The organism is Modestobacter sp. Leaf380 (assembly GCF_001424485.1).
In the GTDB taxonomy this organism is placed as follows: Bacteria; Actinomycetota; Actinomycetes; order Mycobacteriales; family Geodermatophilaceae; genus Klenkia.
This window is the reverse complement of the sequence record NZ_LMQC01000009.1, coordinates 39581-60130: the sequence shown is the minus strand read 5'-3', so window position 1 is coordinate 60130 and position 20550 is coordinate 39581. Positions and strand designations below refer to the sequence as shown.

Annotated in this window: 16 protein-coding genes and 1 pseudogene; 3 read left to right on the top strand and 14 right to left on the bottom strand. The window is 69.6% G+C overall.

Annotated elements, in window-relative coordinates:
• Positions 1-107 precede the first annotated feature (107 nt).
• The gene (locus ASG41_RS07410; protein WP_056292049.1) at positions 108-926 is read right to left on the bottom strand and encodes a hypothetical protein; all 819 of its coding nucleotides are present in this window, start codon (positions 924-926) and stop codon (positions 108-110) included.
• 52 nt (positions 927-978) lie between these two features.
• On the opposite strand from ASG41_RS07410, the gene ASG41_RS07405 reads away from it, so the two are divergent.
• A complete protein-coding gene (locus ASG41_RS07405; protein WP_157519159.1) occupies positions 979-1527 on the top strand; it encodes a GIY-YIG nuclease family protein in 549 nt (182 codons plus the stop codon).
• Between the two features lie 106 nt (positions 1528-1633).
• Here the strand turns inward: ASG41_RS07405 and ASG41_RS07400 are convergent, their stop codons facing one another.
• Together ASG41_RS07400 and ASG41_RS07395 are read right to left on the bottom strand one after the other, a co-directional pair.
• Positions 1634-2488, bottom strand: coding sequence for a hypothetical protein (locus ASG41_RS07400; protein WP_056292044.1), 855 nt, complete (start codon positions 2486-2488; stop codon positions 1634-1636).
• Complete coding sequence (locus ASG41_RS07395; protein ID WP_255352969.1) at positions 2485-3123, bottom strand: MerR family transcriptional regulator; 639 nt, start codon at positions 3121-3123, stop codon at positions 2485-2487. Before ASG41_RS07395 ends, ASG41_RS07400 begins: the two co-directional genes overlap by 4 nt.
• A gap of 64 nt (positions 3124-3187) precedes the next feature.
• Between ASG41_RS07395 and ASG41_RS24200 the strand changes: the two are divergent.
• Positions 3188-4998: pseudogene (locus tag ASG41_RS24200) on the top strand (Tm-1-like ATP-binding domain-containing protein).
• Between the two features lie 247 nt (positions 4999-5245).
• Here the strand turns inward: ASG41_RS24200 and ASG41_RS07385 are convergent.
• The 9 genes from ASG41_RS07385 to ASG41_RS07350 form a co-directional block, all read right to left on the bottom strand.
• Positions 5246-5740, bottom strand: a complete 495-nt coding sequence (locus ASG41_RS07385; RefSeq protein ID WP_157519157.1) for a hypothetical protein — start codon at positions 5738-5740, stop codon at positions 5246-5248.
• Between the two features lie 129 nt (positions 5741-5869).
• Positions 5870-6574, bottom strand: coding sequence for an HNH endonuclease (locus ASG41_RS07380; RefSeq protein ID WP_200938775.1), 705 nt, complete (start codon positions 6572-6574; stop codon positions 5870-5872).
• Positions 6575-6839: 265 nt separating this feature from the next.
• Positions 6840-8018 carry a hypothetical protein gene (locus ASG41_RS07375; RefSeq protein WP_157519155.1) on the bottom strand — a complete coding sequence of 393 codons (1179 nt, stop codon included), beginning with the start codon at positions 8016-8018 and terminating at the stop codon, positions 6840-6842.
• 61 nt (positions 8019-8079) lie between these two features.
• Entirely contained in the window at positions 8080-9186 is a 1107-nt protein-coding gene (locus ASG41_RS07370) for a hypothetical protein (protein WP_056292030.1), read from the bottom strand.
• Positions 9183-9755, bottom strand: coding sequence for a hypothetical protein (locus ASG41_RS07365; protein ID WP_056292027.1), 573 nt, complete (start codon positions 9753-9755; stop codon positions 9183-9185). The genes ASG41_RS07370 and ASG41_RS07365 overlap by 4 nt, the downstream gene beginning before the upstream one ends.
• Entirely contained in the window at positions 9752-10429 is a 678-nt protein-coding gene (locus ASG41_RS07360) for a PD-(D/E)XK nuclease family protein (RefSeq protein WP_056292022.1), read from the bottom strand. Before ASG41_RS07360 ends, ASG41_RS07365 begins: the two co-directional genes overlap by 4 nt.
• Positions 10426-13449 carry a type I restriction endonuclease subunit R gene (locus tag ASG41_RS07355; RefSeq protein ID WP_056292019.1) on the bottom strand — a complete coding sequence of 1008 codons (3024 nt, stop codon included), beginning with the start codon at positions 13447-13449 and terminating at the stop codon, positions 10426-10428. Before ASG41_RS07355 ends, ASG41_RS07360 begins: the two co-directional genes overlap by 4 nt.
• Positions 13449-14591 carry a restriction endonuclease subunit S gene (locus ASG41_RS23495; protein ID WP_157519153.1) on the bottom strand — a complete coding sequence of 381 codons (1143 nt, stop codon included), beginning with the start codon at positions 14589-14591 and terminating at the stop codon, positions 13449-13451. The genes ASG41_RS07355 and ASG41_RS23495 overlap by 1 nt, the downstream gene beginning before the upstream one ends.
• Positions 14592-14668: 77 nt before the next feature.
• Positions 14669-16648 (bottom strand): class I SAM-dependent DNA methyltransferase, encoded by a 1980-nt coding sequence (locus tag ASG41_RS07350; RefSeq protein WP_056292074.1) that lies wholly within the window; start codon positions 16646-16648, stop codon positions 14669-14671.
• A gap of 457 nt (positions 16649-17105) precedes the next feature.
• Here ASG41_RS07350 and ASG41_RS07345 point away from each other — a divergent pair, with 457 nt between their 5' ends.
• On the top strand, positions 17106-18650 hold the full coding sequence (locus ASG41_RS07345; protein WP_056292015.1) for a PP2C family protein-serine/threonine phosphatase: 1545 nt from the start codon (positions 17106-17108) through the stop codon (positions 18648-18650).
• Here the strand turns inward: ASG41_RS07345 and ASG41_RS07340 are convergent.
• The gene (locus tag ASG41_RS07340; RefSeq protein ID WP_200938774.1) at positions 18647-19603 is read right to left on the bottom strand and encodes an ADP-ribosylglycohydrolase family protein; all 957 of its coding nucleotides are present in this window, start codon (positions 19601-19603) and stop codon (positions 18647-18649) included. The genes ASG41_RS07345 and ASG41_RS07340 overlap by 4 nt on opposite strands.
• 68 nt (positions 19604-19671) lie before the next feature.
• A complete protein-coding gene (locus tag ASG41_RS07335; RefSeq protein WP_056292012.1) occupies positions 19672-20511 on the bottom strand; it encodes an alpha/beta fold hydrolase in 840 nt (279 codons plus the stop codon).
• Positions 20512-20550: the final 39 nt, after the last annotated feature.

Genomic DNA, 20550 nt, shown 5'->3' with positions numbered 1-20550 from the left:
CAACAGCGCCACCGAGAGCCGCCGACAGATCTCAGCCAAGACAGCAACCGCGTCGGTCAGCACACCGGGTCAGACGACCCCCGATGACGCCACCCCCATCCTCACTGTCAGTCGGTCAGATCGGCGCAGTCCTGCTCGTCGGGCAGCAGCGGCCGGAAGGTGACCGCCCACTGCTGCCCGCCGCTGGTCCAGGGGGTCAGGCCGTCGGCGTCCCGGGCGGCGGTGGTGACGGCGGTGGCCTGCTCCCCGGTGGCGAGGGCGCACGCGACCCCGGGGCCGACGGTCTCCCCGGGCAGGTCGGGGCCGGGCCACTCGACGGGGGAGCGGTCGGGCAGGGTCGCGTCTCCGGGTGTGTAGGGCGAGGCGATCGCGGCCACCGCGGTGGGCTCGTAGGCGGCGGTCCCGCCGTCCAGGACGGTGAGCCGTTCGACCAGGTCGGTCAGGGCGTCCCGGGCCGACTGCTGCTCGGCGGTGTAGCCGCCGTCGGTGACGTCCAGGGCGTACACGTCGCGGACGTGCGTCTCGCCGTCGGTGACCAGGGTGAACCGGGTGGTCGGGGCGTCGGCGAGGGGCGGCTCGCCCAGGTCGCCGGTCTCGGCCACCCCGGCGGCGAGCGCGGCGTCGACCAGCTCCTGCACCCCGCCAACGTGCAGGTCGGCGACCTGCACGTTGGGCCAGGCCGGGCCCGGGTAGATCGCCGGGACCGGCCCCTCGGTGACCACCCGGCCGTCGCTGTAGACGCTCACCAGGGGCAGCCGGCTGACCGTGGTCTCCGGCGTCACGTAGCCGCCGGTGTAGGCGACCCGCAGGACCAGCGCACCGGGCTCGGCCGGCAGGGCGGTGCCGCCGTCGCCGTCGTCACCGGCAGGGGAGCCGCAGGCGGTGAGGAGCAGGCCGAGGCCGAGGACGGCCGCCAGGGAGCGCATGCGGTGATGACGTGCGGGGCCGGTGCTGGGTTCCGCCGGGTTGGATGGCGGCATGGACTCCGTGGTCGACGCCCTGCGCTCGCTGCCCGTGCCGTTGGACCAGGCCCGGACGGACGTGCCGGCGGTGCCCGGCCTGTACGCCTGGTGGGGCCGGTTCGGGGCGCTGCCCGGCATCTCCGGCCCGCGGCACCCGACGGCTCCGGTGCAGCTGCTCTACGTCGGGATCGCGCCGAACGGCCCGGCGTCCTCGGCGACGGTGCGCAAGCGCGTGGTGGACGACCACATCCGCGGGACGACGGGTTCGTCGACGCTGCGCCGGTCGCTCGCGGCGCTGCTCAGCGAGCAGCAGGGCTGGCACGGCCGGTGGACGTCGCGGCCGGTGCTGGTCAACCGGGACGAGCTCGCGCTGTCGGAGTGGATGGCGTCGACGCTGCGGGTGAGCTGGGCCGAGCACGCGGAGCCGTGGACGGTGGAGGCCGCCGTCATCGGCGAGCTGGAGCCGCCGCTGAACCTGGCGGACAACTCCGGGCACCCGTTGCACGGGTTCGTCTCCGACGCCCGGCGGCGGTGGCGGGAGGCGGCGCGGTCAGCCGGCCGCTGACCCGGTCGCGGCAGGACCCGGGGGGAGCACCCGGCAGCCCACGACCACCGCGGCCCCGACGATCAGGCCGGGGGCTGCACGGTGGGCTCGCGGTGAGGACCGGCCGTCAGCCGAGGAGGTCGGTGACCGGGATTCCGGCGAGAGCCTGCAGGGTGAGCAGCACGACCAGCACCGCGTACCCGACCGCGGCGACGGCGACGACCCGGAGGCGCAGGGCGGCGTCCCGCAGCGCCGGCACCCGCCGGGACAGCGCCTCCAGCGCCAGGACCAGCAGTGGCAGGGCCTGCAGGGCGTGCATGCCGACGAAGTGCGGGACGCGCAGGTCGCCGCCGGTGGTGGACCAGCCGAGCAGCGGGAGGCCGGCCCCGCCGTCGGGGACGCCGACGGCGTGGGCGCCGGCAATCCCGGCGAAGTCGTCGAGCTGGTCGGGGGTGGGTGAGGTCATCAGGAAGGCGACGGCCATGCCGGCCAGACCGATGACGAGGCCGGCGCGGATGGCCAGCAGCCGGGCGGCGTCGGCGTCGGCGGATCGCCAGAGCAGGGCTGCGAGGGCGAGGGTGACGAGCCAGACGGCGGCGATCGAGAAGCCCATGAGCGCCCAGAGGCCACCCGCCAGGGGGCTGGACACGTTGAAGTGGCTGGTCGTGCCCGCGGCGACGGCACCGACGATGACGACCATCTCCAGCACGAGTCCGACGACGACCACCCAGGCGGCGGCCCGGCCCAGGCGCTGCCGGTGCTCGGGGAGCTTGTCGACCAGCCAGGCGATGGTGACCGCGTAGACCGCGATGGAGATCGAGAACTTCAGCGGCTTGAGCCAGCCGTTGGTGCCGGTGATCTCGACCGGGGCGACGACTGCGAGCAGGCCGGTGACCAGGGCGGTGCCGACCATGACGGCGGCCAGGGCCATCAGCGGACGGTTGAGGCTCGTGCGGGTGGGACGTGCGAGGACGGTGGTCACGAGGGGCTCCCGGGGGTGGGTCCGAAACGGCTGACGGACTCGCTCTCCTGGGCCATGCGGCGCAGTCCGGCGAGCAGGGCGTCCCCGAGCACGGTGCCGACGACGACGGTCTGTGCCGCCGTCACCGGGCCTGCGTCGAGGTTCTTCGTGACGCAGTCCAGGTCGGCCTCGGCGACCACCTCGACCGCGCGGGCGTAGCCGGGCAGCGTGGCGGCCAGGTCCTCCCGGCCCAGGGCGCGGTACCGGTCCAGCACCGCGGCGGCCGCGGCGACCCCGGGGTTGCCGGGGGAGACCGACCAGCCGCGCTCCCGGGCGATGTCGGTGACCTGCTGCACCGACTCCTCCGACGGCGGCGAGGCCTGCCAGGGGAGCGAGGCCTGCGCGATGCCCAGGGTGTTCCCGAACGGGTGGCCCGGGTCGTCGGCGGCGGTGAGCACGTCCTTGGCTGCCGCCACGCTGAGCCCGCCCACCTCGATGAGGCTGCGGATCAGGTGCAGCCGGGTGAGGTGGTCCTCGGTGTACTCGGTCTGGTTGTAGCCCGTGCGCTCGCCGGCGGGGAGGAGGCCCTCACTGACGTACCACTTGACGGAGGCGGCGCTCACCCCGCTCGCGCTGACTAGCTTTGCAATTCGCACACCTGACAGCTTCACTATCGATAGGGGAGCTGTCAACCTCCCGGCCAGGGAGCTGTTGGACGTGATGAAGTGCACGCTCGGTCTGCTCGAGCAGGGAAGGCTGCACGCCGTTCTCGCTGTCGGTGGGTCCGGTGGCTCGTCGATCGCGGCGCCGGCGATGCAGGCGCTGCCGGTCGGCGTCCCAAAGCTGCTGGTGTCGACGATGGCGTCGGGGACGTCGCGCCCTACGTCGGGCAGTCCGACGTCACGCTCATGTACTCCGTCGTCGACATCTCGGGGCTGAACTCGATCTCGCGGGCGGTGCTCGGCAACGCGGCGGCGGCCGCGGCCGGCATGGCTGCCGCCTACGAGCGAAGGACGGCGGAGCCGGCGGCAGACGAGAGGCCGCTGATCGGCGCGAGCATGTTCGGGCTGACCACGCCCGCGGTCGACGAGGCCCGGGCCCGGCTCACCGAGCTCCGCTACGAGGTGCTGGTCTTCCAAGCGACCGGCGCCGGCGGGCGCGCGATGGAGGGCCTGGCCGATGCCGGGTTGCTCGCCGGTGTGCTCGACCTGACCACCACCGAGCTCGCCGACGACCTGGTGGGCGGGGTGCTCACGGTCGGTCCGCACCGGCTGGAGGCGGCCGGACGGCGCGGCATCCCGCAGGTGGTGAGCGTCGGTGCGCTGGACATGGTCAACTTCGGCGGCCGGGAGACGGTGCCGGCGGAGTTCGACGATCGGCAGTTCCTGGTGCACAACCCCACCGTCACGCTGATGCGCACCACGGCGGCGGAGAGCGCGGAGCTGGGACGTCGGGTGGCGGCCAAGGTCGGCGCTGCCACCGGCCCGGCCGAGGTGCTGCTGCCGGTGGGTGGGGTGTCGGGGATCGACGTCCCCGGTGGGCCGTTCGCCGACCCCGACGCGGACGAGGCCCTCTTCACCGCCGTACGGGAGGGGCTGGCCGGCACCGACGTGCCCGTGACCGACTGGGACGGCGCGATCAACGACCCCGGCTTCGGCAGGCTGGCCGCCGAGCGACTGCACGCCCTGATCACCGCCGAGGGAACTGATGGACGCCGCGACAGCACGAGCCCGTCTGCTGGGACCGCCGCTGCGGGCCGGCCGATCATCGGCGCGGGCGCCGGCACCGGCCTGTCGGCCAATGCCGCCGAGGCCGGCGGGGTCGACCTGCCGATCATCTACAACCCCGGCCGCTACCGGATGGCTGGGCGCGGTTCGCTGGCCGGGCTGATGCCCTACGGCGACGCGAACGCGATCGTCGTCGACATGGCCCGCGAGGTGCTGCCGGTCGTGCGCGACACCCCGGTGCTCGCCGGGGTGTGCGGCACCGACCCGTTCCGGCTGATGGGTCCGTTCCTCGACGAGCTGGTGCGGATCGGGTTCGCCGGGGTGCAGAACTTCCCGACGGTGGGGCTGATCGACGGGACGTTCCGGGCGAACCTCGAGGAGACCGGCATGGGTTTCGGCCTGGAGGTCGAGATGATCCACGCCGCGCACGAGCGCGGGCTGGTAGCGGCCCCCTACGTGTTCGACGCCGAGCAGGCGGTGGCCATGACCGAGTCCGGGGCGGACATGCTCGTGCCGCACATGGGCCTGACGACCAGCGGGACCATCGGCGCGCAGACGGCGATGACCCTGGACAACGCGGTCGCGCTGGTGCAGGAGCTGCGCGGCGCGGCGGTGGCGGTTCGCCCCGACGTGCTGGTGCTGTGCCACGGCGGACCGATCGCCGAGCCCGCCGACGCGAAGTAAGTGCTGGAGCACACGACCGGGGTTGCCGGGTTCTTCGGTGCGTGGTCCATGGAACGGCTGCCGACGGAGCGGGCGATCGCCGGGCAGGTGGCGGAGTTCAAGGCAATACGCGTGGGTTGACCGCGTGGCGGTCCTTGGTATCGCGAGGTCAAGCCTCTGATCGCGGACCCGCGGACGATGGAGCGGCTGGGCAGCTAGCTGCCGGCGGTCGGCGTGTCCGACAAGGGTCCGCGACACCTCGGACGCGATGGTGGCTACGTAGACGTACACCCATGCCAATGACGATGGCAACACCCTCCCGTCGCTACGGATGCCTCTCTGCGCCGCAGCCGATTGGGCTCGAAATCTCGTCTGCCACTGGGGATCGTCATTCTCTCGGACCCCGCCCCCACAGATTCGTATACGTCTTGCCTTCCAGGTCGGCGAAAGTCACGGTGCATTGCATGCGCCGCATGCGATCTCTGTCGTCGAACTGCATCCGCAATCTCCGAACCCAGACGCGATGCTGTCCTCCAGCGATGACGGGGGTGTCCAAGGTCAGGGTCGAGGTAGTGGGGTCGACGCTGCTGTCGTAGTGCTCACGTCGAACTTCTATGGGGAGCTCCACGCTCACCACCACATCACGAACAGGAAGCTTCCCGGGGTTGTAGACCGTGAACTCGTAGCTCGCAGCCGATGAACCATCTGCGTCGGCCGTGGTGGGTACATCCTTGGCGCGCCACATCACGGCGACGCCGCGTTGCTCGACCTCTCGTTCGCGATCCCGTTGAGCGCGCAGCAGCCGCAGCTGCCATCCGGCGAAGAACAACCCCACGAGCGCGATGGCAGTTGCTGCCCACGTGATGACGTCCTCTGTGTTCATGTGCGCCTCTCCGTCTCTCGGTAGTTGTTCACCAGCGCCGACCGCCAGGGCTGCCGGGCTCCATTCAGCTAGCTTCGGGCAGCCTCGGCTTGGCACGCGACTGGTCCTGTCCTGGCGGGCTGGCCCACTTCAGGCAGCGCGGAACTGGTCGTAGCGTTCCGCCAAGCGATCGCTGTCGGGCCGATCGGCGCGAGCGGCGGGCACGGTCATGAGGGACTGGGCGTGATGATCCTGGAGGCCATGCCGAAGCATCGGGCCGTCGATCTCGTCCAACAGCCGATGGTGGATCTCCACGACGAGCTCTGGACGGATGCCGAGGATGTGCCGGTCGTAGGCGGCGTGATGGATCTTGCAGAGCGCAATCCCGTTGCCGATGACGGCCTCTCCACGGAGCTGCGAGTCCGGGATGATGTGCGCTGCATCGAAGAGTTCTCGGTGGCCGAGAGAGCAGACGGCGCACCGCGTGCCGTAGGCGGCCATGACCTGGCTGGCGAAGACGGGCTGGTGGAGCCTGTGGCGAGTCATGCCGATCAGGTAGCGGCGAAGGTTCTCCTCGATGCGACTGCCCGGTCGGATGACGCGCTGCTCCTCAGTGAGCGCCATGACGAACTGGTCGGCTGCCGGCTCCTCTCCGACGAGGTAGACCGGGAAGATTGCTTGGAACAGGCCGGGCCGCACTCCGTAGAACCAGATCAGCGGAGCTGACTGCAGCATTGCTGCACGGAGGCCAGCGTTCTCAGCTGAACCGCCGGCGTCGCGGCGAAGCTTGTACCGGTGCAGTCCGTCGGCTGCTTCGACGTCGTCGTACGGTCGGGGCTGCCCGCTCTTCGGCACCGCCGTGAGGATGCTGAGCGCCGCTGACCACCCCGCCGGTCGGCGAATGCCGCGGCCTCGGTCCGCGAGAGGGAAGAGGGCACCATCGACGACGAAGTCGTTCGCAAGACGATCGCGGGAGATGGGGCTTACGCCATCGAGAGTCTCCCCTTGAACCCAGGCGATCGCCGCGGTTCTCATCGACTCCTGCCTCGGCAAAACGCCCAGCCCAGGGTTCACGAGCCGGGTTGAAGAGCGGAGCGAGGTACTGGCTCGAGGCTGTTCCTCACAAGCCTGCCGCGTCTGCGGTCGGGGCGACCAATCTCAGATCGCCGCCATTGGTGCGGTCCAGCTCCATCACTTGGCGACCACTGGTGCTCATGAGCTGGGGCGCGTCGGGCAGGCGGCTCATCCCGGATGCGAGGGCCGCTATGGCGCGGTCCAGGCCCATGGACTCGGTGCCGGACCAGGGCATCTTGTACGTCAATGGATGTGCAGCCAGCTCCCAGAGAAGCGACTGGACGCGTTGCTGGGCGGCGGCGTTCTCCGCCAAGTCTTTCCCGACCTCTGCTTCGAGGTAGTGCAGCGGCCGGCCGGGCTCCTGAGCTGTGGCCTCGGCGTGCGTCAGTACCTGTGCGCGGCTGTCCAGGGCGAGCGCTCTGTAGAGCGTCTCGAGTCTGCGTGGAAAAGATCGCCACTGGCTGACGGGACCTTCCCCCGCGAGGATGGTCTGCATCTTCTCGACGTTGACGCCTCCGCTGTTCGGCAGGTTCTTGGCTCCCTTCTCCCAGTTCTCCAGCCAGGTTAGGGCTCGAGCCCGGACCTGACGTAGACCGTCACGGGCGCTGCCGAATCCGATCGTCGACGGAATGGTGAGTTGGTCGAGCATGGCGCTTGCGGCCAGCCTGATCGCCGTCTCGGCGCTCGCGAGCTGGGCGGCCGTGGACTCCTCCTGCGCCGATACCAGGGCTTGGACTCCGTCGCTGATTGCCTTCAGCTTCTTGTCTTGCTGATGCTGCGCCAGCATCTCTGCTCCGACGGTGACTGCGAGCAGCCCAAGCACCGGGCCCAGTGCCGCGAGACCGACGGCGCCGGTACCTCCGGCCGCCACCAGTCGAGCATGACCTGAAATGCCTTTGTCGTTGCGGACGAGCCCGCGGAACCCACCGCCGAGCGCTGGGACGAGGTTCTCCAACGTGGCTCCCGTCGGCAACTCAACCCGGAAAAGTGTTGAGGCGTTGGAGGCCAGGCCCCCCTTGCCAACCAACTCGGTCAAGCCTTTCGAAACCGCACTGGTAGCCCTTAGTGCAGGCCCCCAGGCCGTTTGCGGCCCGGGATCGCCGGTCCACGTGATCAAAGCGGCCCGATTGGTCGCTAGAGCCTGCCACGGATTGCGCTCCGCAATGTCCCTGGCGGCGGGATCCATCGGCACGACGATGCCGTCGGGTCGATCAACGTTCTCCATCACAGTTGTCCTTCGGGTCGACGATGCAGATCGACGATTTTTGGAAGTCGACTCGGAGCGGTCATATCAATGTTCCGGTGAGGCGCAGCACCGCCACCACGCTGTTCGCGCACGCATCCAGCAGCGCGGGGTTCCTGGGGCGGGCAGAGAGATTCCCTCGCGGCTTGGACTGATCAAGGGCCACCTCATCGGTGTCGGCCAGGACCGCGTGAACCCGTTCTTCGAGGTATTTGATGTCATCGCTGCTGAACGGCTGCCCACCGCTCCGGACCAGCAGCGCCCGACGCCACTCCGGTTTGCTTTGCCGATGGCTGCTGAGACGCCCGAAGAAGTCCTCGCTCAGGCCGACGTAGGCCCAGGGCCGGACGATGAGGGTGGTGGTCAGCGTTCTCTCGTGGCCGGTTCGTGAGGAGGACTGCTGCAACTCGGTGCCGGTCAGCACGTAAATGCCTGGCACGCCTGCCCAATCCCGGCCCAGGTCGACGTGGCGTGGGGTCTGCTCCATCACGAGGGCCGGGTATGGGCAGGTGATCCGCGCCCGGCCGCGTTCGTCGACGTCGATGTCCAACTGGGCAACGCTGGTGGGGCGAGATGTGTTGTCGGGCTTCGAGGTCACCGCGGCGGTCGGGGCAAGTGCAGCTGACGGGGTGGGTGCGTGGCTCGGCTGCGACCTGGTTGCGGCTATGGCAGCGTCAGAGATGGGAGCCAGGGCGGTGAGGAGGCCCCGGAACTCGGCTTCGACTGCTGTTGGCCGGAAGACGGTCGACAACGAACCCATCGTGTTTGCCGCTGCCTCGCTGATGTCGTCCCTCAAGAAGCGACCCAGCCACTCCACCCGCCGCCGATGCGGGCCCGACTGAGGCGCATCCGGCGTGTACTCATAGGCACCGACCACCCGAGCGACGAGGTAGTCCCGATGGCCTTTGGTGAGGCGCGGGACGATGACCAGATCACCGACCTCGATGCGGTAACCGAACGACACCAGCTGGCGCGCGTACGCGGTCTCCGCCGGTGAACTGGCTCGCGCTTTCAGGTCGGCCTCGTCGGTCAGGCGCAGGTCGTCGGGAGCCACGTCCGTGAAGTGCACCGCTATGTATGAACCGTTCAGGAACTCCTCGACGTAGCGGGCTCGCTCCCCTGCCCGAACGACCCACATCTCCTCGCTCATCCGTCCTGAGCCGTCGATGGAGTCGATGTCGACACGAAGTGGGAGATGGCGGGGGACAACGCCGTCCATGCCTGATGGAGAGCCTCATAGCTGGCTTGCACCCAGCTCGCCATGGACGGATCGCCCTCGGGCTGGGGGACCTGCGTCCACAGGGGATAGGCGTCCTCCCGCTGGCCGGTCCATCCTTGGTTCCTGGCAACCGTGGCCAGGGCGAGCGCGGCGTCCTTGGACATCTCCTTCCGGTCGTCGCCGGGTTCCAGGTAGACCCCTACGAACGGCAGCTCGTTCCTGGCCGGGTCGAGCACCGTCCCCGCGTTCCAGCCGAGGACGACGGCAACAGGCCAGCCGTTCGCCGGCCATTCCGGCCTCCGCAGTCCGACGTTGTGCCAGCTCCCCCTTTGCTCCACGACCTCGCTCGCGCCGAGGACCTCGTCCGGGTCGAAGACGGACAATGCCGAACTGAGACCGTCGTTGAACGCCGCCCGCGCCGTGGACCGGAGTGCGGCCCACTCCTCGATGGCAGCGCGGTGCCGGAAGTAGAAGTCGGCCTTCGGGTCTGCGGCTGTCAACGAGTTCTCCCGACGTCGTGGGTGAGCGTGTTCAGGTAGTCGTGCACACCGGGCGCTGCGTCGGAACGAGCGGCGGCCCGCGCCACTGCTTCGGCGACGTCCCCCCAGCTGAGGGTGCGCCACTCGTCCAGCGAGCTGCCGGCGGTCGTCGGGTGGACGCCGCGCGGAGTTAGGTACACGAGAACGGGGCTCTCGTCCGCCCACTCGCTGGCGAGCCTGGCGCACTGTTGTGGTTGCTCCAGCGCCCACACCTTGGCCTCGATGAGCACCGTCACTTGGGGGCAGCGGAGCACGAGGTCGGCCCTGGTGATGTTGCGTTGCTCTTCCAACTGAATGCTGACGGGCCCAGGTGCCGGCATCGGAACTCCGAGGGCAGCGAGAAAGTCTTCGAGAAATGCGGACCCGAGACCGTGGTGGCCGTCGGGGTCGAGCAGCCAGCCCAGGCCCGCTGTGAGCGCCAGCTCGCGGTGGTGGAGACCGAGTGCTTCTAGTAGCGTCCTGGGCCCGGAACGCCATTGCGACGTGGCCCGGAGCTGGCCGACTTCTGAGGTCATGACGGTCATCAGTCGATTCCAGTCGCCGAGATCGGGTGAGGGGACGTGCATGGACCCCCACTCGGCGGACAGATCGTCGATCTTGGCCTGCCAGTTGGCCACCTCACGCGGACCGGTCACGCCACCGTCTCCTCGAACTTCCGTCGGGCGGCGCGGTAGGTCTCAGGCATGACGACCTGCCAGGCGGCTTGCGCGAGGTTGGGGTCTTCGAGCAACCGCTTGAGCAGCTGCATCGACGCCTCCTGCCGGTCGTAGAGGGCGCCGGCGATCTGTTCGTGCTTGAGGGTGAGGCCGAATTGCTCCTCGGTGTTGTCGGCAGCCCGCTGCTGCACGGCCGGGTCGTCGGAGAGCGCGGCCGGCAGACCCACGTATATCTCCAGTGCGTCGTTCTCGGAGATGTCGATGTCGAAGAGAGTGTTGAACTGGGTGATCAGTTCGGACAGCCGGATGGTCAGCGCCTGCTCGATCGAGCTCCCGCGCCCGCCACCGGTGAACCCTTCGATCTCGCCGTCGTCCTCCCCGGGGACGTTGCTCCCCGAGGTGATCAGCCCGCCCTTGTGACCGAGGAACTCCAGATCGGTGGTGCCCAGGTCGATGGCTCCGGCGTCGACGGCAGCTGACTTGATCTTCGAGAGCAGCAGCTTGGCGTACAGGTAGGTGGACTCCAGGTCGGTGTCCGTGAACGGCACCACTTGGCCAAGGAAGGCATAGGCCCGCACGAAGGCCTTGAGTGCGTCCCGTAGATCGTCGAGCGCGTGCTCAGGGAGGTTGTGCGCCCGTACAACCGCCGGGTCGACGTTGGCCGACACCAGGGCGTGCGTGCCCGATCCACCGGCCAGGAGTGCGGTGACGGCCGCCTGCTGCTCGGCTGGGTGGATGACCGCGTGGGACTCGATCCGGGTCAGCAGGTTGTAGAGCAGGTTGGGGTCGGTCTCCTCGGTCCAGGTGGTCTCGAAGAACGGCGCGAACTCATCCTTGATCTGCTCCGCGGTGTTCACGAAGTCCAGGACGAAGGTGTCCTCCTTGCCCGGCGTCGTCCGGTTGAGCCGGGACAGCGTCTGCACGGCCCTGACCCCGGCCAGTGACTTGTCCACGTACATCGTGTGCAGCAGCGGCTCGTCGAAGCCGGTCTGGTACTTCTCAGCGACGATCAGCAGCTGCCCCTCGTCGTGGAAGCGCTGCTTGGTCTGCGATTCCGGGAAGCCGTTCAGGCTCGACTCGGTCACGGGTGTTTCCGCGGAAACACCGGGGTCGGTGAGGGACCCGGAGAACGCCACGAACGCATGGACGTCGGTGATGGCGTGCTTGTCCAGGTAGGCACGGATCGCCCGCACGTACCGGACGGCATGCAACCGGCTGCGGGTCACCACCATCGCCTTGCCGCGCCCGCCAATCTTTCCGGCGGTCACCGCCTGGAAGTGCTTGACGACGATCTCGGCGCGCTGCTCCAGGTTGGAGGGATGCAGGTCGACGAACCGGGCGAGCGCGACCGACGCTCTGCCCTTCTCCACCTCGGGGTCGTCGTTGGTCAGGCCGTTGGCCAGCCGGTAGTAGCGCTTGTAGGTGAGGTAGTGCGCCAGCACGTCGAGGATGAAGCCCTCGTCGATGGCCTGTCGCATCGAGTACAGGTGGAACGCCTCGTACTGCGTGGGGTCGTCGGCGCGCCGCTGGCCGAAAAGCTGCAGCGTCTTGGTCTTCGGGGTGGCGGTGAAGGCGAAGAACGACAGGTTGCCCTGCTTGCCGCGCGCCTTCGCCGACACCAGCACCGCGTTCACCTCGGCCGCCAGCAGGTCCTGGTCGTCGACGTCCTCGTCCTCGGCGGCTGAGCCGAGCACCTTCTTGACGCTCTGTGCAGCATCCCCGGACTGCGAGGAGTGGGCCTCATCGACGATGACGGCGATGCGCTTGTCCTCGAGCTGGGTTGCCGCGATCACCGGGAACTTCTGCAACGTGGTGATGACGATCTTTGTCTGGGTGTCGGTGAGCGCATCGCGCAGCTGCTCGGAGTTGCCGTCGATCCGCTGCAGCAACCCGGGGACGTGCTCGAAGCCGGAGATGGTTGCCTGCAGCTGCTGGTCGAGAACCTTCCGGTCGGTGATTACTACGACCTTGTCGAAGACCAGGGTGTCGACGCCGATGCTGGCGTCCCCGGCCAGCTCGGTTGGATGGCCGGGGGTGTGCAGGTCAGCGAGGCGGTGGGCCAGCCAGGCTATGGAGTTCGACTTGCCCGACCCGGCGGAGTGCTGCAGCAGGTAGGAGTGACCGGCCCCGTGGGTGGCGGCGTGCCGGGTGAGGCGCTGGACGACGTCCCACTGGTGGTAGCGAGGGAACAGGACGTTGCGCTTGGACGAGGCGGCGTTCTCCTGCACGAAGCGGTGCAGCAGGTCGAGCCAGGTGTCCCGCGCCCAGACCTGCTCCCACAGGTAGGCGGTGCGGTGCCCATGCGGGTTGACCGGATTGCCGGTGCCGCCGTTGCGGCCGGGACCGTTCGAGCCCTGGTTGAAAGGGAGGAAGACGGTCTGGTCGCCGTCGAGCTTCGTTGCCAGGAAGACGAGGTCCGGGTCGACGGCAAAATGCGCCAGCGCGCGCTTGGCGAAGATCCGGTCTTTCGGATTGCGCTGGGCAGGGTCCCGATACTGGGTCTTGGCGTGCTCGACGGTCTGCCCGGTGAAGTGGTTCTTCAGCTCGGCGGTGGCGACCGGGATGCCGTTGACCGCGAGCATCAAGTCCAGCGACTGGTGCGGACTGGACTCACTGTGGTGCAGCTGCCGGTAGACGAGCGTGCGGTTGGATGCATACGCCTTGGCGAGATCAGGGGTGAGGCCGGTGGTCGGCCGGAAGAACGCCAGCCGCAGGTGGACTCCGTTCATGCGGACGCCGCGACGAAGAACGTGGACGACGCCCATAGCGTCGCACTCGCTGGCGATTCGCTGCAGCACCTTGGTCTCGGTGGCGGCGCCGAGCTGGGTGGTGAGCTTGGCGAGCTCCTTCGGCTGCGTCTCCTGCAAGAAGCCAAAGACTTGGACGGGATCGAGTCCTTGGACGACGTCGTAGTCGGTCGGGGAACCGTGTCGCCACCCGTGCGCGAGCAGATGCACCTCGATGGTGGCCTCGAACGCCTCCTCATTAGTGCCGGCCATCAGGCCACGCTCCGAGCCGCAGTGACGTCAAACTGACCCGTGACGGCAGCCGTGATCAACGCCTGCTTCCGCTCCTCCAGGAGTCGGGCGGAGCGGCCTATCGCAGAAAGTCCAGCTGCTTGTTGCCGCGACAAAGATTCCGCCGCGAATGCGACGTTGCGCATCATGTCAACATCGGTCGCGTTGCCAACTGCAAACTTCACCAGATCTCCCATGTTGAGAGTTGGCTGCGCGGTGCCACCGCCGGTGGCCAGTGCCGCACTGTCCCTGAAGGATCGGGTCGAAAGGTAACCCCGTAAGAACCAGGACGGAACCCCCCGGGCCGGTTGTAGTCGAGCAACCGCGCGAGCCACATTCACGCCTTTCGCGTGGTCAGGGACGATGGCTGAGACTCCTAGGCTTCCCACCACAGAGGTCAAGACATCGCCCGGCTCGACCTGCGTGCGGCGGTATTCCAGGCTTTGGGCTGATGAAATGAAGACCTCGGGCAGGAAGCCATTGTCCAGGTCTGTCAGTGAGCCCACCCGGCAGAACGGGACACCTGCTTCCTCAAATACGGGCACTAGGACTCCGTAGCAGGGCGAGCTTTTCAACAGGCGGCCCAGTGGAACGGCTGACGCCCGGTTCAGCGCAGGTGAGTACGCAGACTCCAATGCCTCCAGCACACGTTCGCGCAATAACGAGCCCTGATTGCTGCGGACGGCTAGTGCTCTGTCTAGGCGGGCGACCTGGTCGTCGAGGAAGTCTGCGATCCGCCGCTGCTCGTCGATTGCGAGGTCTACGAACGGGAGAGCTCGGACCCTTTCAGCGCTCAGGTGCCAGATGGCCAGACCCTGAGCTGCGGCTGCATAAACTCCGCTTCCGTAGGCATGCCGAGACCACCAGTAAAGAAAGCTGGGGTCGACATGAGCACGTGCCCGGAGTCGTATCAGCGTGTTTTGACACATCGTCGGTTCGTCTGACCCCGGCCACGCGGCACTAGCGCCGACTGTGCCGCGGCTTCCGGAGCCCTCGGTGACCAGGACGTCTCTGGGCTCAAGCGCGTACCGGCGTTGCTCGGCTGGCGTGAAGTTCATCGTCTTCACGTCATCGAGCAGCAGGCTGCCGTCGGCCACATTCGCAGCGCGGAGGTAGGGGGTCATGTGCTCCCCGTCGGCATTCTCGGGGCTGCGCATACGCCCAAGGAGTACGTCCGCAGCTGACCGGAGGGGGACTGTTCTCAACGCTTCAGTCCGGCGAGGAGTTGCTGGATCTCGGCTTCGACGGCATCCAGCTCAACGTCAATCTCGGCCAGGGGGCGCGGGGGAACATACCTGTAGAAGAACCTGGTGAAGGGGATCTCGTAGCCGATCTTGGTCTTGGCGTGGTCGACCCAGGCGTCGGCTACGTGCGGTAGGACCTCGCGCTCGATGTAAGCGTCCACGTCCTCGGTTAGCGGGACGTTCTCGTTGTCCCGCAAGTCCGGGTCCGGCGTCGGCGCACCCGATTTGTCCCGCACTAGCGGCGCGGCCGGGATTGTCTCCACTGCAGCCAGCAACATTGCCTTCTTCAGCGCCGGAGCCAGGCCAATGTGACCCCTTGCGGTGCACGCGTTGAGCAGGCGCTTGGTGAAGAGCTTCTCGTCGTCTTCGACCAGGCCTTCCAGGTCGCGCAACGCGCCGATGACTGCCTCAAAGCACTTGCGGGCGTCGTCGTCCCCAGCGGCAAGCGCAACTACTGGCTTGGCGAGCGCGACCTGCTCGGCTGTTTCAGCGGAAACGCGGAAGCGGCGGTGGAGTGGCCGCTCGACCGTGATTCGTCGAAACCCGAAGGTGTCGTTGTCGAACACCTTGACCCGCTCGTCGTTTGTGCCGTGGGCGCTGTCGGCATAGAGCCGGGCAACCTTGGCGATGTGGTCGTCGTCAAGGAACTTGCGCTTGTCTCCGAGGCTCTTTCGCATCTTTGACCATTCGCCACGGGCGTCTACCAGCGCGACTTTGCCCTTGCGTTCGAGGCGCTTGCGGTTGGTCACGATCCAGACGTAGGTGCTGATTCCGGTGTTGTAGAAAAGCTGGTCGGGCAGTGCGACGATGCCTTCGAGCCAGTCGTTCTCGATGATCCAGCGGCGGATGTTGCTCTCGCCCGACTCGGCCGCGCCGGCGAACAGCGGGCTGCCGGAGAACACGATGGCGACGCGGGAGCCGCCGTCGTCCGGGGCCTTCATGCGGGCGATCATCTGCTGCAGGAACAACAGGCTGCCGTCGGAGACGCGGGGGAGTCCGGCGGAGAACCGACCTCCGGGTTGGGCCGCCTCGGCGCGAATCGCCGTAGCGGATTTGTTCCAGTCGACACCGAACGGCGGGTTGGCCAACAGGTAGTCGAATCGCTTGTCTGCGTGGCCATCGGCGGTCAGCGTGTTGCCCAGGACGATGCGCTCGGGGTCCTGGCCCTGGATGAGCAGGTCGGACCGTGCGATGGCCCAGGTCTCGGGGTTCAGTTCCTGCCCGAACATCTCCAGCTTGGCGGCGGGGTTGCGGCGGGTCAGCCACTGATCGGCGATGTTCAGCATGCCGCCGGTGCCGCACGCTGGGTCGTAGATGGACCGAACCGGGGCCTTGCCGGTGAGCACGTCGCCGTCCTCGGCGAGCAGCAGGTCGACGATGAGCCGGATGACCTCCCGCGGGGTGAAATGCTCGCCCGCCGTCTCGTTGGAGAGCTCCGAGAAGCGTCGGAGCAGCTCCTCGAAGATGTAGCCCATGGCATGGTTCGGCACGACCGAGGGGCGCAGGTCGAGGTCGGCGAACTTGCCGAGCACCTGGTAGAGCAGCCCGGCTTCGTCGAGCCGGCTGATCTGCTCGTCGAACCGGTACTTCTCCAGCACTGTGGCCGCCCCGGGGGAGAAGGCCCCGATGTAGGCGCGCAGTGCGTCGGCCAGGTTGTTCGGGGAGTCCAGCAGGGTGTTGAAGCTGAGCTTGCTGGTGTTGTAGAACGGCAAACCGCCAGCCGCCTGCTTGAGCAGAAGGTCGGGAGTGTCGGTGACGCCCTTGAGCTTCTCGGCCCGGTCGAGCACCGCTTGCTTGGTGTCGGCGAGGACGGCATCCATCCGGCGCAGCACCAGCAGCGGGAGGATCACGCCCCGGTACTCGGCGGGCTTGTAGTCACCGCGCAGCAGGTCGGCGACCTGCCAGACGAAGGAGACCTTGCCCTCGAACCCGGACACTTGGTCGGCCTGCACTAGTGCCCCCCGAACGCTGGATGCCGGACGTGCCCGGCCACGGGTCATTCCTACCCGAGGGGCGCGAACCTGTCTCGGACTGTGACCGAGCAACTACCCAGCCAGATGATCGGGTGTAGTTGAGGGCTACCCGTCTGCCACGATGAGGCATGGCCGGAAATCAGATCATCCGCCATCGCTGAGAATCATCGCTGCACGAGCGGCTATCGCGGCCATCCCCGGGTTCGCCGGGTCCTTGAGTGTCGACTTCGAGGGTGTGCGCGAGCAGCGGGAGCACCAAGCCCGCGAGATGGCGGAAGTCGCCGTGGCCGAGGTGGGCGTCGCCCGCCTCGCCGCCCGCCTCCTCGACAACCCTGAACTTGGACCAAGCACCCAGTTCGACTCGCTAGCCTCGCCGTGCGCTCGCCACGCGAGCGGACGCCCGACGACAGGAGCCGCACCGGTGCGACGGCACGGCCTGACGCGCTGGGTGCTCGTCCTCAGCGCCCTGCTGCTCGTGCTGATCGTCGCCGCGTCGACCGCCGTCTTCGCCACCGAGGACCAGGTGCAGGCGACCCAGGCGCGGCAGGATGAGCTGAGCCGTGCCGACCGGATCGAGGCGCGGCTGCTCACCGGTTACGTCGACGAGGAGACCGGGCTGCGGGGCTACCTGCTCACCGGGGCGCCGGACTTCCTCACGCCGTACCGGGAGGCGGCGGACGCCGTCCCCGCGCTGACGGACGACCTGCGGGTGTCCTGGGCGGAGGTCGGCGGACCGGCTGAGCTCGTCGACCGGCTGGACGAGGCGCACGCGGCCTGGGTGGCGTACGCCCAGTCGCAGATCGACGCCGTGGCCGCGGGGCGAGGCGAGGACGCCTCGTCGGTCGTGGGCACCAAGCGCGGCAAGCAGCTCTTCGACACGATCCGGGTCCGCGAGCAGGCGGTCGCCGACTGGCTGACCACCGCCCGGGACGCGACCGCGGACCGGCTCGGCGAGCTGCAGGACCGCCTCACGATGCTGCTCTCCGCCACGCTCACCACGCTGCTGCTCGTCACCGTCGTCGGGTGCGTGGTGCTGTGGCGGGCACTCGCCCGGCCGCTGTCCCGGCTCGCGGAGGCCACCCGGGCCGTCGCCGCGGGCGACCTGGGCGCCACCCTGCCGGTCACCGGTGCCCAGGAGATGCGCAGCCTGGCCGCCGACGTCACCGCCATGCGCGACCGGCTCGCCGCCGACCTGCACAGCAGCCGCCGCGCCCTGGGGGCCCTGGAGCAGACCGGGCCTGCGGTCTCCGCGCTGCGCGAGGCACTGGAGCCCGCCGAGGACGACGTCCCCGGGATGACGGTCGCCGGGCGCCTGGACCCGGCCGAGGGCGTCCTCGCCGGCGACTGGTTCGACACCGTCGCGCTGTCCCCGACCCGGCTGGCCCTCGTGGTCGGCGACGTCGCGGGGCACGGGCCGGCCAGCGCCGTCTTCGCCCTCCGGCTCAAGCACACCCTGCTGGCCGCGCTGCGCGCCGGCCTGAGCCCCGGCGACGCGCTCACCGCTGTCTGCACCGACCTCGCCGAGGTGCCCGTCGGCCGCTTCGCCACCGTGTTCGTCGCCGTCCTCGACGCCGCCGAGCACACGCTCGCCCACGCCAACGCGGGCCACCCCTCCGGTCTGCTCCTCCGGTCCACCGACGGCGCGCCGACCCACCTCGAGCTGGGGACGACGGGGCCGCTGCTGTCCTCGGCCATGCTCGGCCGCCGCTGGCGCACCGAGACGGTGGGCACCGACCCCGGCGACGTGCTGCTGGTCTTCACCGACGGGGTCACCGAGTCCCGCGGCCCCGCGGGGGAGGAGTTCGGCACCGAGGGCGTCCTGGCGACGGCCGCCGACCACCCCGGCGCCGAGCCGGGGCGACTGGTGGCCGCCCTCGCCGCGGCCAGCATGCGGTTCGGCGGCAGCGCGCCGCGGCGGGACGACCACACCGTCGTCTGCGTCCGCGTCGACGAGCCGGACCGTTAGTGGGCGCCGCCTGCCAGCTCGGCTGCCAACCCGGTGAGGTCGCCGACGTCCCAGCGGTGGTCGCCGAACCCGGGCACCCGGCCGTGCAGCACGGCCACCCACCGCGCCGGGATGCCGTCCATCCTGAACACGGCGCCGGCCATACCGCCGGCGACCGCGGCCACCGTGTCGGTGTCGCCGCCCAGGTCGATCACGCGCCGCAGCATCTCGGAGAACGACGACGCCCCGCGCAGCGCCCAGACCGCCTGGCCCAGCGTCGGCCACACCGCGCCGTTCGTCTCGGTGGCGTCCGCCGGCGTCCAGTCCGCGGTCAGCACGGTCGCCCACCGGTCCCGGTGCTCGGGCGCCACCTCGTCGAGCGCACCGTCGACGGCCCCGAGCGGGTCACCGCCGTCGAGTGCGACCCGCACCAGCTCGTGGAAGACCGCGCAGCCCTCGCCGGCGGACGGGTCGCCGTGCGTCAGGTCCGAGATCCGGGGGGCTGCGTCCATCGTCGCGGCTCTGCCCTGGGGCGCGAAGAAGACCGCGGCCGGCGTCGTCCGCATCAGCGAGCCGTTGCCCGCGGCGTGCTCGGACCGGGCGAAGTGCTCGGCGGCGGCGACGTCCCACGGGCGCCCCGAGCCCAGGACCGCGCGGGTCTGGTTGCCGATGTCCGGTGGGTCGCCCGCAGCCCACCGGGCGAACCGGCCGAACAGGTCGGCCTCGTCCAGCCCGCCGGACTCGACCAGCGACTGCCCGACCAGCAGCGCCATCTGGGTGTCGTCGGTGAACTCACCCGGCGCCCACCCCAGCGCGCCGCCACCGCACATCTCGTCCAGCGGCCCGTCGGCGTCCACCGGGAAACGGGCCGAGTAGCGCCCGGGTGGGCCGAACTCGAACGGTGCGCCGAGTGCGTCACCGACGGCCGAGCCGAGGACGGCGCCGGCGGCTCGATCAGGACGGTCCAGGGCCATGCCGCCTCCCGGGAAGGGGGCGGCGCCGATGCACCGCCGATCGGCCCCATCCAACCGGGCCGGCGGCGCTACCGCGTCCCGGCCAGCACCTCCCGCAACCGCACCGCGAACGCCTCCGCCACCCCGCCGACCTCGGGGCCGCCGTACCCGCCGTGGTGTCCGGGGAAGACCGCCGGCTCCGTGCCGAGCGCGCGGGCCAGGGCCCGGCCGCAGCGGTGCGCCAGCTCGCCGCCGGACGTCGTCCCCACGCCGACGACGAGGCGGTCGGTGCCGCGCAGGGTGCCCAGGTCGGGCCGGTACAGGCAGATCGGCTCCAGCGCGTTGAGCACCAGCCGCTCGGTGACCCGGACGTCGCTGCCGGGGGAGCCGGGCAGCGGGCGCTCCCGCCGCGGGGAGGTGAAGCCGGTGAAGGCGGCGAAGGCGTCGAGGCCGGCGTCCAGGCCGTGCGAGCGGTGCGCCTCGACCACGCCGTGCACCTGCCGGGCGGCCTGCGGGCCGTCGTCGAGCCACCACACCAGCGGCGGCTCGTAGGCCACCGTGGTGCCGACCAGCTCCGGGTGGGTGAGCGCGAGGGACAGCGCGGTCACCGCGCCGCCGCTGGCGCCGAACACGTCGGCCGGGCCGTCGGTGACCGTGCGCAGGACGCGGGCCAGGTCGTCGGCGAGCAGCTCGGGGTCGGCGCCCTCGTCGGGGTCCTCCAGCGAGCTGCGGCCGGTGCCGCGCGGGTCGTGCAGCACCACCGTGTGGTCGTCGGCCAGCCGCTGCGCCAGCGCGCGGAAGCCGTCGGCGCCGATCGACTGGCCCACCAGCGCGACCACCGGACCCGAGCCCAGCACCTCGTAGGTCACTCGGGCGCCGGGCACGCGCAGGTCGTGGACGGTCGAGCCGCGGGTCTTCTCGTCGTCCATCCCCCCGTCCTACCGGCCCAGGGGGTCGGAGTCCAGGGC